The sequence below is a fragment of the Variovorax sp. FW305-3-2-15-B-LB1 genome (assembly GCF_058787635.1).
Genome location: NZ_JBYSZY010000021.1, coordinates 56610 through 72551, shown reverse-complemented (window position 1 = coordinate 72551; position 15942 = coordinate 56610). Strand labels below are relative to the sequence as shown.

The 15942-nt window shown below is 67.8% G+C and carries 17 protein-coding genes; 11 read left to right on the top strand and 6 right to left on the bottom strand.

Annotated features, from left to right (window positions below):
* Positions 1 to 16 precede the first annotated feature (16 nt).
* Positions 17 to 1006 carry a trypsin-like peptidase domain-containing protein gene (locus tag AC3WQR_RS15415; protein WP_492742622.1) on the bottom strand — a complete coding sequence of 330 codons (990 nt, stop codon included), beginning with the start codon at positions 1004 to 1006 and terminating at the stop codon, positions 17 to 19.
* A 134-nt stretch (positions 1007 to 1140) separates the two neighbouring features.
* On the opposite strand from AC3WQR_RS15415, the gene AC3WQR_RS15410 reads away from it, so the two are divergent.
* The gene (locus AC3WQR_RS15410) at positions 1141 to 1815 is read left to right on the top strand and encodes a glutathione S-transferase (RefSeq protein ID WP_492742620.1); all 675 of its coding nucleotides are present in this window, start codon (positions 1141 to 1143) and stop codon (positions 1813 to 1815) included.
* A 19-nt stretch (positions 1816 to 1834) separates the two neighbouring features.
* Here the strand turns inward: AC3WQR_RS15410 and AC3WQR_RS15405 are convergent, their stop codons facing one another.
* Positions 1835 to 2305, bottom strand: coding sequence for a YqaA family protein (locus AC3WQR_RS15405; RefSeq protein ID WP_056577751.1), 471 nt, complete (start codon positions 2303 to 2305; stop codon positions 1835 to 1837).
* 183 nt (positions 2306 to 2488) lie between these two features.
* On the opposite strand from AC3WQR_RS15405, the gene dusB reads away from it, so the two are divergent.
* From dusB to purH, 3 genes are read left to right on the top strand one after another with little or no spacing between them, the layout of a single operon-like run.
* Positions 2489 to 3547 (top strand): tRNA dihydrouridine synthase DusB, encoded by a 1059-nt coding sequence (gene dusB / locus AC3WQR_RS15400; RefSeq protein ID WP_492742619.1) that lies wholly within the window; start codon positions 2489 to 2491, stop codon positions 3545 to 3547.
* 24 nt (positions 3548 to 3571) lie between these two features.
* Positions 3572 to 3808, top strand: coding sequence for a Fis family transcriptional regulator (locus AC3WQR_RS15395; protein WP_056577757.1), 237 nt, complete (start codon positions 3572 to 3574; stop codon positions 3806 to 3808).
* Between the two features lie 16 nt (positions 3809 to 3824).
* Positions 3825 to 5432, top strand: a complete 1608-nt coding sequence (gene purH / locus AC3WQR_RS15390; protein ID WP_492742617.1) for a bifunctional phosphoribosylaminoimidazolecarboxamide formyltransferase/IMP cyclohydrolase — start codon at positions 3825 to 3827, stop codon at positions 5430 to 5432.
* A gap of 72 nt (positions 5433 to 5504) precedes the next feature.
* Here purH and AC3WQR_RS15385 read toward each other — a convergent pair whose 3' ends face one another.
* On the bottom strand, positions 5505 to 5981 hold the full coding sequence (locus AC3WQR_RS15385) for a hypothetical protein (RefSeq protein ID WP_062479124.1): 477 nt from the start codon (positions 5979 to 5981) through the stop codon (positions 5505 to 5507).
* A 143-nt stretch (positions 5982 to 6124) separates the two neighbouring features.
* Entirely contained in the window at positions 6125 to 7021 is an 897-nt protein-coding gene (locus AC3WQR_RS15380; RefSeq protein WP_062479122.1) for a LysR substrate-binding domain-containing protein, read from the bottom strand.
* A gap of 159 nt (positions 7022 to 7180) precedes the next feature.
* Here AC3WQR_RS15380 and AC3WQR_RS15375 point away from each other — a divergent pair, with 159 nt between their 5' ends.
* Both AC3WQR_RS15375 and AC3WQR_RS15370 read left to right on the top strand, forming a co-directional pair.
* Positions 7181 to 8170 (top strand): Bug family tripartite tricarboxylate transporter substrate binding protein, encoded by a 990-nt coding sequence (locus AC3WQR_RS15375; protein ID WP_492742615.1) that lies wholly within the window; start codon positions 7181 to 7183, stop codon positions 8168 to 8170.
* A gap of 45 nt (positions 8171 to 8215) precedes the next feature.
* The gene (locus tag AC3WQR_RS15370) at positions 8216 to 9616 is read left to right on the top strand and encodes an amidase family protein (protein ID WP_492742613.1); all 1401 of its coding nucleotides are present in this window, start codon (positions 8216 to 8218) and stop codon (positions 9614 to 9616) included.
* A 16-nt stretch (positions 9617 to 9632) separates the two neighbouring features.
* Here AC3WQR_RS15370 and hemL read toward each other — a convergent pair whose 3' ends face one another.
* The gene (gene hemL / locus AC3WQR_RS15365) at positions 9633 to 10913 is read right to left on the bottom strand and encodes a glutamate-1-semialdehyde 2,1-aminomutase (protein ID WP_492742612.1); all 1281 of its coding nucleotides are present in this window, start codon (positions 10911 to 10913) and stop codon (positions 9633 to 9635) included.
* On the bottom strand, positions 10913 to 11878 hold the full coding sequence (gene thiD, locus AC3WQR_RS15360; RefSeq protein ID WP_062479115.1) for a bifunctional hydroxymethylpyrimidine kinase/phosphomethylpyrimidine kinase: 966 nt from the start codon (positions 11876 to 11878) through the stop codon (positions 10913 to 10915). Before thiD ends, hemL begins: the two co-directional genes overlap by 1 nt.
* A gap of 111 nt (positions 11879 to 11989) precedes the next feature.
* Here thiD and AC3WQR_RS15355 point away from each other — a divergent pair, with 111 nt between their 5' ends.
* The 5 genes from AC3WQR_RS15355 to AC3WQR_RS15335 all read left to right on the top strand — a co-directional run bounded on the left by AC3WQR_RS15355 (position 11990) and on the right by AC3WQR_RS15335 (position 15928).
* Positions 11990 to 12160 carry a rubredoxin gene (locus AC3WQR_RS15355; protein ID WP_007838397.1) on the top strand — a complete coding sequence of 57 codons (171 nt, stop codon included), beginning with the start codon at positions 11990 to 11992 and terminating at the stop codon, positions 12158 to 12160.
* A gap of 81 nt (positions 12161 to 12241) precedes the next feature.
* Positions 12242 to 12640: a response regulator gene (locus AC3WQR_RS15350; RefSeq protein WP_021012487.1), complete on the top strand. Its 399-nt coding sequence runs from the start codon at positions 12242 to 12244 to the stop codon at positions 12638 to 12640.
* Positions 12640 to 13005 carry a response regulator gene (locus AC3WQR_RS15345; protein WP_062479114.1) on the top strand — a complete coding sequence of 122 codons (366 nt, stop codon included), beginning with the start codon at positions 12640 to 12642 and terminating at the stop codon, positions 13003 to 13005. The genes AC3WQR_RS15350 and AC3WQR_RS15345 overlap by 1 nt, the downstream gene beginning before the upstream one ends.
* Before the next feature lie 19 nt (positions 13006 to 13024).
* Positions 13025 to 13558 (top strand): chemotaxis protein CheW, encoded by a 534-nt coding sequence (locus AC3WQR_RS15340; protein WP_062479111.1) that lies wholly within the window; start codon positions 13025 to 13027, stop codon positions 13556 to 13558.
* A 42-nt stretch (positions 13559 to 13600) separates the two neighbouring features.
* Positions 13601 to 15928, top strand: coding sequence for a methyl-accepting chemotaxis protein (locus tag AC3WQR_RS15335; RefSeq protein ID WP_492742610.1), 2328 nt, complete (start codon positions 13601 to 13603; stop codon positions 15926 to 15928).
* The last annotated feature ends 14 nt before the right edge of the window (positions 15929 to 15942 follow it).

Below are 15942 nucleotides of genomic sequence, written 5' to 3'. Positions count from 1 at the left end.
CGGCGAGCCGCTTCGATCACTCGGTCTTCTGCTTGCCCCACACCACGGTGTCGTCCACCGCATAGGCCGCGCACGTCACCTTGCGTTCAGTGCAGCCTTTCAGATGCCCGGTCAGCGCGGCCGAGTTGGTGGCAGTGCCGAACTTCTGATCGCCGGTGATCAGGAAGATCCGGGGCCGGGCCTGCAGCAGGAACTGACGGTACGCATTGCGCACCGGGGTCGGGTCGGCGCCGATGGAGGGCAGGGCCTGCAGGTCCGACAACTCGGCATGGCCGGACGGCGCGGGTTCCCCGTTGGGGCCGAACACCACGCCGGTGCTCTTCAGCAGGTCGCGCCATGTCGCCAGCTCCGTGGTCACGCGCTGCGGCAGCTCCATCACCCATTGCGCCGGATAGGCAAAGCCGAGGTTCGCGCCGCCGGGCGCCACGCTGTCGGTCACGCCGACCAGCCGGCCTTCGGTGTCGAACAATCCGCCGCCGCTGGAGCCTGAAGATACGGGCGCCGACGTTTGCACGATCGGCAGTTGCCCGGGCGCGCGCGGACGCAGCGCCGAGATCAGGCCCTCGCTCAGCGTGCGTTCGAGGCCGTGCGGGCTGCCGACCGCGAACACGCGCTGGCCGACGCGCAACTCGGCGGCGGGGACGATCTGCACGGCGGGCAGCTGCAGCGGCGTTTCGCTCGTGAGCACGCACAGGTCGCGCGACGGATCGGGGTCGCGCACGATGCGGGCGATGCGCAGCGTGGTCGGGCCCTGCACCACGGTGACGGCGACGGCGCCGTCGACCACGTGGCAGGCCGTGGCCAGCGCGCCCGAGGTCACGGCCACCGCGCTGCCGATGGCGGTCTGGTTGTTGCCGCGCTCGCCCTTCACGGTCCAGACCGCGGGCGCGACCTTGCGGAACACCTCCTCGGGCGTGAGTGCCCAGGCCTGGCAGGCCGCAAGGCTGAGCCAGAGTCCGGTGATGAACAGCGAGATGCGGCGGCGCCGCGTGGAGTGAGGAGCCATCCGGGCCAGTGTAGGAAGCAGGTCCACGGTTTGCCGTAGGCGGTGACGCTGTCGCAGCGGGCGCCTGAAAGCCGCGTGCGTTGTGGTTAGACTGCGCGCCCGCTGCATCCTCTGCCGGAAGGCCTTCATTCGCCATGCTCACTGTCCACCACCTGAACAACTCGCGCTCGCAACGTGTGCTCTGGCTGCTCGAAGAGCTCGAGCTGCCCTACGAGATCGTCCATTACCAGCGCGACCCCAAGACCATGTTGGCGCCCGCTTCGCTGAAGGCCGTGCATCCGCTGGGCAAGTCGCCCGTGGTGACGACCGACGACGGCGCGACGCTGGCGGAATCGGGCGCGATCATCGAGTCGCTCATCGAGCGCTACGGCCAGGGCCGGCTCGCGCCCGCGCCGGGCACGCCCGAGGCCTTGCGCTACCGCTACTGGCTGCACTTCGCCGAAGGCACGGCGATGTCGCCGCTGTTGCTCAAGCTGGTGTTCGACCGCATCGAGACGAGCAAGATGCCCTTCTTCGCCAAGCCGATCGCCAAGGCCATCGCGGCGAAGGCGAAGTCGGCCTTCATTCATCCGAACATCACGGGCCATCTGAATTTCATGGAGGCCGAACTCGGCCGCAGCGAGTGGTTCGCGGGCAATGAATTCACGGGCGCCGACATCCAGATGAGTTTCGTGGTCGAGGCCTCGCAGGCGCGCGGCGGGCTCGATGCGCGGCGGCCCAAGCTCATGGCCTATCTGGAGCGCATCCATGCGCGCCCGGCCTACAAGCGCGCACTGGAACGCGGTGGCCCCTACGAACTGCTGAGCTGAGTTTTTTCGACCGCGCGCTTCATGACGGGAAGACGTATAGAAGCGCGTAAGTCATGGTGACGTAGCGCAGGAACTTGCCGATCGCCATGTAGCCCACGCAGGGCCAGAACGGCAGCTTGAGCCAGCCGGCGACCGCGCACAGCGGATCGCCCACGATCGGCAGCCAGCTCAGCAGGCAGGCCTTCGGGCCCAGCCGCTCGAGCCAGCCGAGCACGCGCAGGTGGTGTTTCGAGTGCGAGTACTTGTCGGCCACCTTGTGCGCGCCGTAGCCCATCCACCAGTCGACCGCGCCGCCCAGCGTGTTGCCGATGGTGGCCACGGCAATGGCCTGCCAGAACATCTCGGGGTTGAGTTTCAGCAGGCCGAACAAAATCGGTTCGGAGCCCACCGGCAGCAGCGTGGCCGACACGAAGGCCGCGATGAACAGCGTCGAAAGTCCGTACTGGGGGAGCGCGAGGAGCGCCAGGAGTGCGTCGAGCCAGGCTTGCATAAGGTCGGCGAAGTATAGGCAGCGCTCACGTCGCAAGCGCGTGGGAGAAGGCCCCGCGAAATACTGGTGTTTACGCCTGTGTCGCAAGCGCAAAAAGGCGTAAATCGTTTCAGTCGCTGAAATGCCACGTGGCTACAATCGTGCCTCATTTTTCAGCAGCCGACCCGCACAGCACTCCTTCCCATGACCTTGCAGATCGGCACCCACACGCTGGAAAACCGGCTGTTCGTCGCGCCCATGGCCGGCGTGACGGACCGGCCCTTCCGCATGCTGTGCCGCGAACTCGGCGCGGGCTATGCGGTCAGCGAGATGGTCACCTCGCGCAAGGAACTCTGGAACACGCTGAAGACCTCGCGGCGCGCCAACCACGACGGCGAGCCGGGCCCCATTGCGGTGCAGATTGCCGGCACCGACGCGGCCATGATGGCCGAGGCCGCGGTCTACAACATCGAGCGCGGCGCGCAGATCATCGACATCAACATGGGCTGCCCGGCCAAGAAGGTCTGCAACAAGTGGGCCGGCTCGGCGCTCATGCGCGACGAGCCGCTGGCGCTGGAAATCGTGCAGGCCGTGGTCGATGCGGCGCAACCATTCAACGTGCCGGTCACGCTCAAGATGCGCACCGGCTGGAGCGAAGACCACCGCAACGCGGTGAAGCTCGCGCGCGACTTCGAATCGGCCGGCGTGCAGATGCTCACCGTGCACGGGCGCACGCGCGAGCAGGGCTACAAGGGCCACGCCGAGTACGACACCATCGCCGCCGTGAAGGCCGCGGTGCGCGTGCCGGTGGTGGCCAACGGCGACATCCGCTCGCCCGAGAAGGCGCGCGACGTGCTCGCGGCCACGGGCGCCGACGCCGTGATGATCGGCCGCGCCGCGCAGGGCCGGCCGTGGATCTTCCGGGAGATCGCGCATTTCCTGGACACCGGCACCCACCTGGCGCCGCCGCTGGTGGCCGAGGTGCGCCGGCTGCTGCTCGATCACCTGGTGGAGCACTACGCGCTGTACGGCGAGTTCAGCGGCGTGCGCACGGCGCGCAAGCACATCGGCTGGTATGTGCGCGCGCTGCCCGACGGCGAGGCGTTCCGCGCACGGATGAACGCCATCGAAGACTGCGCCGGCCAGCTGCGCGCGGTCGACGACTATTTCCAGGGGCTCGCGGACCGCATGGACCGCATGCCCGCCCCGACGGCAGACGAGGAGCCGTCGGGAGAAGAGGAGACGGCCTGCGCCGTCGATTGAGCGAAGACAAAAAGAGAAGAAGCAATGAGCAAGAAACACATCGAGGACTGCGTTCGCAGCAGTCTGGACAGCTACTTTCGCGATCTGCGGGGCACCGAACCCGACGGCATGTACGAGATGCTCGTGCGCGTGGTCGAGAAACCCCTGCTCGACGTCGTCATGACGCGCGCCGAAGGCAACCAGTCCCGGGCCGCCCAATGGCTGGGCCTGAACCGCAACACGCTCCGCAAGAAATTGGTCGAGCACAAACTTTTGAAATAACTCCACGGCATATCCCATGGCTCAGACCGCACTCCTTTCCGTTTCCGACAAGACCGGCATCCTTGAATTCGCGCAGGCCCTGCATGGCCTGGGCGTCAAGCTGCTGTCCACCGGCGGCACCGCCAAGCTGCTGGCCGACGCCGGCCTGCCGGTGACCGAGGTCGCCGACCACACCGGCTTTCCCGAAATGCTCGACGGCCGCGTGAAGACGCTGCACCCGAAGATCCACGGCGGCCTGCTGGCGCGCCGCGACCTGCCCGCGCACGTCGCCGCCATCAAGGAACACGGCATCGACACCATCGACCTGCTGGTGGTCAACCTGTACCCGTTCGAAGCCACCGTGGCCAAGCCCGGCTGCACGCTGGAAGACGCCATCGAGAACATCGACATCGGCGGCCCGGCCATGGTGCGCAGCGCCGCCAAGAACTGGAAGGACGTGGGCGTGCTCACCGACGCCTCGCAGTACGCCGTGGCGCTGGCCGAACTCCAGGCCGACGGCAAGCTCAGCGACAAGACCAAGTTCGCGTTCTCGGTGGCCGCGTTCAACCGCATCGCCGACTACGACGGCGCGATCAGCGACTACCTCTCGGCCATCGACTTCGACGCCAGCATCGGCCAGCCCGCGCCCACGCGCTCGCTGTTCCCGGCGCAGAGCAACGGCCGCTTCGTGAAGGTGCAGGACCTGCGCTACGGCGAGAACCCGCACCAGCAGGCTGCCTTCTACCGCGATCTGTACCCGGCGCCCGGTTCGCTCGTGTCGGCCAAGCAATTGCAGGGCAAGGAACTCAGCTACAACAACATCGCCGACGCCGATGCGGCGTGGGAATGCGTGAAGAGCTTCGACGTGCCCGCCTGCGTGATCGTGAAGCACGCCAACCCCTGCGGCGTGGCCGTGGGCGCCGACGCGCTCGAGGCCTACAGCAAGGCCTTCAAGACCGACCCGACCTCGGCCTTCGGCGGCATCATCGCCTTCAACCGCCCGGTCGACCTGGCCACCGCGCAGGCCGTCAACAAGCAGTTCGTCGAAGTGCTGATGGCACCGGGCTACACGCCCGAGGCGCTGGAAGTGTTCCAGGCCACCAAGGCCAAGCTCAACGTGCGCGTGCTCGAGATCGCGCTGCCGAAGGGCGGCAGCACGGATTGGGACAACGGCCGTAACGCGATGGACGTCAAGCGCGTCGGCTCGGGCCTCCTGATCCAGACCGCCGACAACCACGAGCTGGCCCTGGCCGACCTCAAGGTGGTCAGCAAGAAGCAGCCCACGCCGCAGCAGCTGCAAGACCTGCTGTTCGCCTGGAAGGTCGCGAAGTACGTCAAGAGCAACGCGATCGTGTTCTGCGCCGACGGCATGACCATGGGCGTGGGCGCCGGCCAGATGAGCCGCCTCGACTCCGCGCGCATCGCCAGCATCAAGGCCGAGCATGCGGGCCTGTCGCTCAAGGACACGGCGGTGGCGAGCGACGCCTTCTTCCCGTTCCGCGACGGCCTCGACGTGGTGGTGGACGCGGGCGCGGGTTGCGTCATCCAGCCGGGCGGCTCGATGCGCGACCAGGAAGTGATCGACGCGGCCGACGAGCGCGGCGTGGTGATGGTGTTCTCGGGCGTGCGCCACTTCCGGCACTGAGCCTGCGGCCCCGCGGGGCCTGCCCGAACAAGGCCAGGGTCGCTCACGCGGCCCTGGCCTTTTTTGTGGCCGCTACTCGTGCGTGCCGAAGCGGTACTTGAGCTGGAAGCTGATCGCGCCGTAGAGGCGGTTCCTGATCGTCGGCACGTAGGCGATGTTCAGGCCCCAGTTCTTGCCCTCGATGGCGGCCGTCGGAATGATGGCGGGAAACCAGTTGCCGTTGCGGTAGTCGGGGTAGCCGTCGAAGCCGCCCACCACCGCGCCGAATTTCACGCCGTAGAACTCGAAGGGCAGGATGTACAGGCCGACGTAGTGCGACTGGCGCCGGTTGCTGTTGTGGAAGGTGCCGGCCGTGACGCGGTAGGTGTCGTTCAGCGGGTACTCGAAGCCCAGGCCCGGGTTGGCGTTTTCCAGGCCCTTGCCGCTGTCGAAGTGGGCCGAGTAGAAACCGGGGTTGACCCAGATGTTCTTCGGCTCGAAGGACTGCGCCAGCGCGAGGCCCGGCAAAAGAAGGGCACTCAGCAGCGGCAGCATGCGCAAGGGGGTCATGGGCGGGGCATCCTGAAATTGGTCTGTCTCGCGGCTTCGATGGTGGCTGCGATGACGGCTTCCCTTGGGTCTGCGTGCGTGGGAGCGGCCCCGCGAACGCCGGCGCAATATACACGCGGCGATCGCGAAAACGATGACATCGCTCAGGCGGGCCGCGCCAGGTACTTGCGGAACAGCTCGGCCAGCCGCAGCGCCGCCAGCGACAGCGGCTTGCCGCGCGGCGAGACGATGCCCAGCTCCAGCGGCGGCACCGGCATCGCGAGCGGCACGCGCTCCACCAGATCGGCATACGGCGGCATCGTGAGCATGCCGGCCGGCCCGACCATCAGCGCGTCGCTGCGCGTGAGCAGGCCCCAGCTCACGCCGAACGACGCCACCTCGATGCGGTGCTCCGGCAGCGGCAGGCCCTGCGCGGCGTACTGCTCGAGCAAAAAGGTGTGCTGGCTGCCCGGCGCCAGGTGCATCAGCCATTCGGCGCCCGCGACCTCTTCCCAGCGGGTGGCGCGGTTCAGCGGATGGCCGCGCCGGCAGAGCACCGCCATCTCGATCATGTCGAGCCGCTCGAACGCGAAGTCGGCATCGAGCGCCGCGGCCACCGGGCCCGCCACCGCGAAGTCGATCGTGCCTTCGCGCAGCAGCGGCAGCACCTGGGGAATCAGGCCGTCGAAGAGCTTGAGCTGCGCATGCGGCATCGCCTTGCGAAAGGCGCGCACCACCTCGGGCAGCACGCCCAGGAACACCATCGGCGTCACGGCGACGGCCACGCGCCCGTGCTGGCTGCCCTGCAGGATGCGGATGTCCTGGCGCGCGAGTTCGAGCTGCTGGTGCGCCAGCCGCGCGCGCACGGTGAGCTGGCGGCCGCACTCGGTGAACTCGATGCCGCGCGAGCTGCGCAGCACCAGTTGGGCGTCGACCTCGGCCTCGAGTTCGCGGATCGCCTTGGTCACTGCCGCCTGGCTCAGGTGCAGGCTGCGCGCGGCGGCGCGGATGCTGCCGGTGTCGGCCAGCCGCAGCCAGGCCTTGAGCTGGTGGTCCTTCATGCGGCGCATTCTGCCGCTCGGCGCCACCGGGTGATCCCCAGACAAACGCAGGTTGTCATCGCGACAAGCGATTGTCTTTTCCGGCGCGCGGCCGATTTCTAGACTTTGCGCACCGGTCGTCTCATGGTGAGCGGCGGGACTCTCACAGGAGATCGCTTCGTGCCTGCACTGTCATTCGCGTGGACCCGCCGCACCGTCCTGGCCGGGCTGGCCGCCGTTGCTCTGAGCGCTTCGATGGGCGCCTCGGCCCAGTTTCCCGAGCGCCCGTTGAAATTCATCGTGCCCTACGCCGCCGGGTCGGGCGTGGACGTCGCGGTGCGGCCGGTGGCCGACGCCATGGGGCGCGAGCTGGGCCAGGCCCTGGCGGTGGACAACCGCCCCAGCGCCGGCGGCATCGTCGGCACGCAGGCGCTGGCCACCTCCGCGCCGGACGGCTACACGGTCGGCTACGGCAACCTCGTCACGCTGAGCATCAACCCGGCCTTCTTCTCGAAGCTGCCCTACGCGCCCGAGAAAGACCTGGTGCCGGTCGGCCTGATCTCGAGCAACGCCTACGTGCTGATCGTGCGCAAGGACCTGCCGGTGCGCAACCTGCAGGAGCTCATCGCCTACGGGCGCGAGCACCCCGGCAAGCTCTCGGCCGGCTCGCCCGGCATCGGCAGCGCGGGCCACCTGACCGGCGAGCTGCTCAAGGCCGAGACCGGGCTGACGATGGTGCAGGTGCCGTACAAGACCGGCACGCAGGCGGTCGGCGACATGGTCAACGGCCAGCTCGACGTGACCATCGAGAACATCTCAGCGGTGCTGCCGTTCATCCAGCAGGGCCGGGTCAAGGCGATCGCCGTCACCAGCGCGAAGCGCGCCGGCGTGCTGCCCGAGGTGGCGACGGTGGCCGAGAGCGGCGTGCCCGGTTTCGAGGTGGTGGCCTGGGGTGCGCTGATGGCGCCGGCGGGCACGCCGCGCAAGACGGTCGACCGGCTCAACACCGCGCTGCGTACCGCGCTGGCCGACCCGGCCGTGGTGCGCGCCAACGCTGCGCTGTCGATCGAGGCGCTGCCTTCGAGCCCCGAGGAACTCAGCGCGCTGATGAAGCGCGAGAAGCCGCGCTGGGCCGACGCCGTGCGGCGCGCGGGCGTCAAGGGCGACTGACGCAGGTCCGATCGATCGATTTCATTTTTCCCAAGGAGACAACGCATGCAACTCTGGCAACTGGAAGCCGCCGACCTGGCGCGGCGCATCAAGGCGCGCGAGGTCTCGTGCGTCGAGGCGGTGCGCAGCAGCCTGGCGCGGCTGGAGGCCGTCAACCCGCGGGTGAACGCGGTGGTCGACGGCTGCGCCGACGAGGCCCTCGGCGCGGCGGCGCAGGCCGATGCCGTGCTCGCGAAGGGCGAGGCGACCGGGCCGCTGCACGGCGTGCCGGTCACCATCAAGGTCAACGTCGACCAGCGAGGGCATGCCACCACCAACGGCGTGGAGGCTTACCGCAGCGTCGTGGCGAAGGACGACAGCCCGGTGGTCGCGAACCTGCAGCGCGCCGGCGCGATCGTGGTCGGCCGCACCAACACGCCCGCGTTCTCGATGCGCTGGTTCACCGACAACGCGGCCCACGGGCGCACGCTGAATCCGTACAACGCCGACGTCACGCCGGGCGGTTCAAGTGGCGGCGCGGCGGCGGCGGTCGCGGTCGGCATCGGCGCCATCGCGCACGGCAACGACCAGGGCGGATCGATCCGCTACCCGGCCTATGCCTGCGGCGTGTACGGTCTGCGCCCGAGCTTCGGGCGCGTGCCGGCCTTCAACCCGTCAGGGGCGGGCGAGCGGCCGATGGTGGTCCAGCTCACGTCGGTACAGGGGCCGCTGGCGCGCAGCGTGCGCGACCTGCGGCTGGCCTTTGCCGCGATGGCGCAGCGCGATGTGCGCGACCCGTGGTGGGCGCCCGCGCCGCTGGAATCGGCCATGTCGGGCAGCCCCGTCAGCGTGGCGCTGTGCACCGAGCTGCCCGGCTACGCCTGCGACCCCGAGGTGGCCGATGCCTTGCAGCGCGCCGCGCGCCGCCTGGAGCGCGCCGGCTACCGCGTCGAGCCCGCGCAGCCGCCGCGCCTGCGCGAGACGGCCGACCTCTGGCTGTCGCTGACGATGGCCGACAGCCGGCTGCTGGTGGAAGAGGCGCTGATGCGCGACGGCGACGACACCATCCGCCAGGCCTACCGCGCCATGGATGCGCACGCGCCGCAGTTCGACACAGCAAGCTATATGCGCGCCCTGGCTGCGCGCACGGGCCTGATGCGTGAATGGGCGCTGTTCCTTCAACGACATCCGCTGCTGCTGATGCCCGTGTCGTGGCGCCATCCGTTCCCGGTCGACGCCGACCAGCGCGGCAGCGCCGCGATGCGGGAGATTCTGGATGCGCAGAGCCCGCTGCTGTCCACCGCGATCCTGGGCTTGCCGGGGCTGTCGGTGCCGATGGGGCTGCGTCACGGGCTGCCCACGGGCGTGCAGCTCGTGAGCGACCGCTTCCGTGAAGACCTCTGCCTGGCCGCGGCCGAGGTGCTCGAAGCCGAGGCCGGGCCGGTGGCGGCGGTCGACCCCGCCTGAGCGGGGAGGGTGCGCGTCAGCGCTTACTGAAGATGTCGCGCGCCGCGGCGATGGTGGCCGCGATGTCGTCCTCGCTGTGCGCGGCGCTCACGAAGCCTGCTTCGTAGAGTGCCGGCGCGATGTACACGCCGCGATCGAGCAGGCCGTGGAACAGCGCATTGAACTGGGCGTTGTCGGTGGTCATCACCGTCGCGTAGTTCTGCGGCAGTTCGTTCATCAGGAAGAAGCCGAACATGCCGCCTTCGCTGTCGGCGTTGAAGGGCTGGCCTTCGGCGGCCGCGGCGGCCTTGAGGCCGTCGACCAGCGTGCGCGTCTTCTTGGCCAGCGCTTCATAGAAGCCGGGCTTCGAGATTTCCTTCAGCGTGGCCAGGCCGCAGGCGGTGGCCACCGGGTTGCCCGACAGCGTGCCGGCTTGGTAGACCGGGCCCAGCGGCGCGAGCTGTTCCATGATGGCGCGCGGGCCGCCGAAGGCCGCCAGCGGCATGCCGCCGCCGATGACCTTGCCGAGCACCGTGAGGTCGGGCGTGATGCCCAGCACGCCTTGCGCGCCGTGCAGGCCGACGCGGAAGCCCGTCATCACCTCGTCGAAGATCAGCAGCGCGCCGTGCTGCGTGCACAGCTCGCGGCAGCGCTTGGCAAAGGCCGGCGTGGCGCGCACGAAGTTCATGTTGCCGGCGATCGCCTCGATCATCAGGCAGGCGATGTCCTTGCCGTGCAGCGCGAAGGCTTCCTCGAGCTGCTGCAGGTTGTTGTACTCGAGCACCAGCGTGTGCTGCACCACCTCGGGCGGCACGCCGGCCGAGGTCGGGTTGCCGAAGGTGGCCAGGCCGGAGCCGGCCTTCACCAGCAGCGCGTCGGCATGGCCGTGGTAGCAGCCTTCGAACTTGACGATGGTCTTACGGCCGGTGGCGCCGCGCGCCAGGCGCAGCGCGCTCATGGCGGCTTCGGTGCCCGAGCTCACGAGGCGCACCATCTCCATCGACGGCACCAAGGCCAGGATGGCTTCGGCCAGCTCGATCTCGCGCTCGGTCGGCGCGCCGTACGAGAAGCCTTCGAGCACGGCTTTCTGCACCGCCTCGACCACGGCGGGATGGCCGTGGCCCAGGATCATCGGGCCCCAGGAGCCGATGTAGTCGATGTAACGCTTGTCGTTGGCGTCCCAGAAATAGGCGCCTTGTGCGCGCTGGATGAAACGGGGCGTGCCGCCGACGGCCTTGAAGGCGCGCACGGGCGAGTTCACGCCGCCGGGGATCACGGCGCGGGCGCGCTCGAAAAGAAGGTCGTTCTGGTCAGTCATCAGTGTCGCGTGTCGTGGGGGGGTAAAGCGAAATCGGGAGGGGTGTCGGGCGCGTCGTCATCGTCTTCGTCGTCCTCGGGCTCGGCCCAGAACAGGCGGTCGGGCAGCACGTGGCCCATGCCGGGGCGGAAGCCCGCGTCGAGGCAGCGGTCCATGTAAGCGAGCGCTTCGGTCGTGGCGGCCACGAGGTCGGTGCCGCTGGCGAGCAGGGCGGCGAGCGCGGCCGAGAGCGTGTCGCCGGCGCCGGCGAAGACGGCTTCGAGCCGTTCGTACTTCTCGCTGGCCAGCACCGACTGCGGCGAGGCCAGCACGTTGTCGATGAACTGGTCGGGCAAGACCATGCCGGTGACCAGGGTGTAGGGCACGCCGAACTCGCCGGCGGCCTTGGCGATGTCGCGCGCGCCGGGCGGGCGCTCGCCGCTCCAGTCGGGCAGCAGCCAGCGCCACAGGGTGCTGTGGTTTCCAACCAACACCGTGGTCTGGGGCAGCACGAGGTCGCGAAAAGCGTCGAGATAGGCCTCGATCAGGTTCTCGTCCCACCACGACAGGTTGGGCATGTAAGCCACCACGGGCACGTCGGGATAGTCGGCGGCGGTCTCGGCGATGGTGCTCAGCGCCTCGGGGGTGCCGGCAAAGCCGACCTTGATCAGCTGGACCTCGACGTCTTCCAGGATGGCGCGCGCCTGCTCGGCCACGGCCTCTTCCTCGAAGGCGAAGTGGTCGAAGATCTCGGCCGTGTCGCGGGCGTAGGCGCCCGTCACCACCGGCAGGATGTGAGCGCCCACCGATCCCATGGCCAGGGCGTCGGCGCCCAGGCCGCCCGCGCCGCTCGGATCGCTGGCATTGAACACCAGCACGCAGGGGGGATTCAGGTCGCGTTCGCTCAGCGCCTCGTCGTCCTGCGAGGGGTCGTTAAGATTGCCCGGTTTGCGGGCGTTCTCGTCTGGATGTAAGTAGATGGTCATACGCCTAGCGAAATCCCCTGGATGGTGGCATAGGCGCGACGTTTACGGTCTGCCAGTGAGATACGCATAGATACACTCGTTGCATTTAATGAACAAGGACTTTAAGCTCCGATGAACACGAAAACTTGGATGTGCCTGATTTGTGGGTGGATCTATGACGAAGCGGTTGGTGTACCGGAAGACGGCATCGCGGCAGGCACGGCCTGGGCCGATGTGCCGATGAACTGGACCTGTCCTGAGTGCGGTGCGCGCAAGGAAGACTTCGAAATGGTTGAGATCTGACAAGCATGGCATAGGGCTACGCGATCTGCGTCGATGTTCGGCGCGGCGGGCATCCAAGTCTCATGAGCAGGAGCGTTTGCAATGGGCCCGAATGGATCTGGTTACAAGGTGCTGGTCATCGATGACAGCAACACCATCCGGCGCAGTGCCGAGATTTTTCTGAAGCAGGGTGGGCACGAGGTTCTTCTCGCGGAAGACGGCTTCGACGCGCTCTCCAAGGTTAACGACCACAAGCCTCACCTGATTTTCTGCGACATCCTGATGCCTCGCCTCGACGGCTATCAGACCTGCGCCATCATCAAGCGCAACGCGCATTTCTCCAATGTCCCGGTCGTCATGCTGTCTTCGAAAGATGGCGTATTCGACAAGGCCCGCGGCCGCATGGTCGGGTCCCAGGACTATCTCACCAAGCCATTCACCAAAGACCAGCTGCTGCAGGCCGTGCAGCAGTTTGGCATTGTTCAACAGGAAGTGCAGTAATGCCCATTCGAAAAATCCTCGTCGTTGACGACTCCAAGACGGAACTGGTGTTCCTGACCGACCTCCTCCAGAAGAACGGTTTCTCCGTGAAGACGGCCGAAAACGCCGACGACGCGATGCGCCGCCTCGAGGAAGACCACCCCGACCTGATCCTCATGGACGTGGTCATGCCCGGCCAGAACGGCTTCCAGCTCACGCGCGCCATCGCTCGCGACCCGAAGTACGCCGCCATTCCGATCATCCTGTGCACCAGCAAGAACCAGGAAACCGATCGTGTCTGGGGCATGCGCCAGGGCGCACGCGACTACATCGTGAAGCCGGTCAACGCGGCCGATCTGATGTCCAAGATCAGCGCGCTCGCCTGAGCGGGAACCTGCGCACTCCATGGCGAATCGCGACGCGCTGCGCGCCTTCCAGTCCCGGCTTGCGAGCCGCCTCCAGGCCGCGCGCACCACGGGCGTGGCCGCGAGCTGGCTGGCGGTCGAGGCGGGTGAGGGCAAGTACCTCTTTCCGCTGGCGCACGCCGGCGAAATCTTTCCCTGGACGCCGCCCCAGCCCGTGCCCTACACGGAGCCCTGGTTCCTCGGCGTCGCCAACCTGCGCGGCGGCCTGTACGGCGTCGTGCAGCTGTCGGCGTTTGCGTCCGGTGCGCCGGGCGCCCCCGCCGCCACCGAGGCGGCACGCATCCAATCGCGGCTCGTGGCATTCAACGAGCTGCTCGAAGTCAACTGCGCTTTGCTGGTCGATCGACTGGCGGGGTTGCGGGGTGCGGAGGCCTTCACGGCCGCCGACGCCCCGGGCGCAGAGGCCCCGGCCTGGCACGGGCATCTGTACACCGACGCAGCAGGGGAGCGCTGGCAGGAAGTCAACCTGCAGGCGCTTTCGCAGCAACCCCAGTTTTTGAGTATTGGTGCGTAGTGCTTCGGCACATGGCACTGGCAACCACCTGAAGGACCGACCGTGAGCTCGATCGCCGACAAGTTCAAGAAATTACTCCCCGCGACCAACGGGAACGACAAGGCCCGCGTCGACGGCTCCGGTTCGATATCGCTCGACGATGTCGACACGGTTCAGGTTCCGGACGAAAAAACGATCCGCCTCGCCAAGAAGGGCGAGGGCGCATCCGCCGCCGCAGCCGACACCGGCTTCGGCGGCATCGACGCGCTGGGCGATCCGGCGTCCGTCGAGGCTGCCAACGCGGCCACGCTCGAAGCGGTGCCGCTGGCCCCCGCCGTGGGCGGCGGCATGGGCGCCAACCCCGCCAAGCAGCAGCGCGTGCTGGCCATCATGCTGGCCATCGTGGTGCTGGCACTGTTGCTGGTGGCCGGCTCCGCCATCCTTCGCGCGGAACGCCTGGCGCAGCAGGTGGCGGCCACCGGCCAATCGCTGATGCAGTCGCAGCGCCTGGCCAAGTCGATCTCGCAGGCCCTCGTCGGCAGCGCCTCGGCGTTCGTCGAAGTGAAGGACAGCGCCGACGACCTCTCGCGCCGCGTGCAGGGCCTGACCAACGGCGACGACGCCTTGCGCCTGGAAGCCGTCGGCAACCAGTACGACGAGGAGATGAACAAGATCAACCCGCTGGTCGCCCGCGCCGACACCAGCGCCAAGGCCGTGCTGGCCCAGCGCCAGATCCTGACGCAGGTGGGTGCCGCCTTGCGCGACATCAACCAGCAGTCGTCCACGCTGCTCGAAATGACGGAAACCGTCGCGTCGCTGAAGATGCAGCAGAACGCCACGCTGCCCGAGATCTCGGCCGCCGGCCAGCTCGTGATGCTGACGCAGCGCATCGGCAAGTCGACCAACGAGTTCTTCACGGTCGAAGGCGTGAACCCCGACGCCGTGTTCCTGCTGGGCAAGGACCTGAACACCTTCCAGGAAACCACCCGCGGCCTGCTCGACGGCAACGCGCAGCAGCGCTTCCCCGGCTCGAAAGACCCGCAGACGCGCCAGCAGCTCGAAGCCATCCTGAAGACCTACGAGCAGATGCGCACACAGGCCTCGGCCATTCTGGGCAACCTGCAAGGCCTGGTGGCCGCGCGCGAAGCACAGGCGTCCATCCTGACCGACAGCGAGCCGCTGCGTAAGTCGCTGGGCGAACTGCAAGAGAAGCTGTCCGCACGCACCGGCCTGGGCGCCGGCACCATCGTGCTGCTGTTCGTGCTGTCGCTGGCCGCCCTGGCTCTGGCCGGCGCCATCGGTTTCGTGCAGGTGCGCGAAGGCCGCGAACGTGCCGCCGTCGCCGAACGCGAGCGTCTGGCTGCCGAGCAGGCTTCTGAAGAAGCCGGCCGCGTGAACAACGCCAACCAGGCCGCCATTCTTCGCCTGATGAACGAACTGCAAACGGTGGCCGAAGGCGACCTGACGCAGGAAGCGACCGTGACCGAGGACATCACCGGCGCCATCGCCGACTCGGTGAACTACACGGTGGAAGAACTGCGTTTGCTGGTGGGCAACGTGCAGAACACGGCAACCCGCGTGGCGCAGACGACGTCGCAGGTGGAAAACACCTCGACCGAACTGCTCGCCGCCTCGACCGAACAGCTGCGCGAAATTCGCGAAACCGGCCAGTCGGTGCTGACCATGGCCGAGCGAATCAACGGCGTGTCCTCGCAAGCGCAAGAGTCCGCCACGGTGGCGCGCCAGTCGCTGCAAGCCGCATCGTCGGGCCTGCAGGCCGTGCAGAACGCCATCGGCGGTATGAACTCCATCCGCGACCAGATCCAGGAAACCTCCAAGCGGATCAAGCGCCTGGGCGAATCGTCGCAAGAGATTGGCGAAATCACCGAACTGATCTCGGACATTACCGAACAGACCAACGTGCTGGCCCTGAACGCCGCCATTCAAGCGGCATCCGCCGGTGAAGCCGGCCGAGGCTTCTCGGTGGTGGCGGAAGAAGTTCAGCGACTGGCCGAACGCTCCGCAGACGCCACGCGCCAGATCTCGGCGCTGGTGAAGGCGATTCAGACCGACACGCAGGACGCGGTGGGCGCCATGGAGCGTTCCACGCAGGGTGTGGTCGAAGGAGCGAAGCTGTCCGACAACGCGGGTACCGCGCTGTCCGAGATCGACCGCGTGTCGCGCCGACTCGCTGACCTCATCGAGCAGATTTCGCAGTCCGCCTCCCGCGAGGCCGATTCGGCCAACGTGGTGGCCGCCAACATCCAGCACATTTTTGCGGTGACGGAGCAGACCGGAGAAGGCACGCGGACCACGGCCCAGCAGGTGCGCGAGCTCTCGCAGATGGCCGAAGAACTGCGTCGCTCCGTGGCCCGTTTCAAGATCGCGTGACAACAGATAGATAA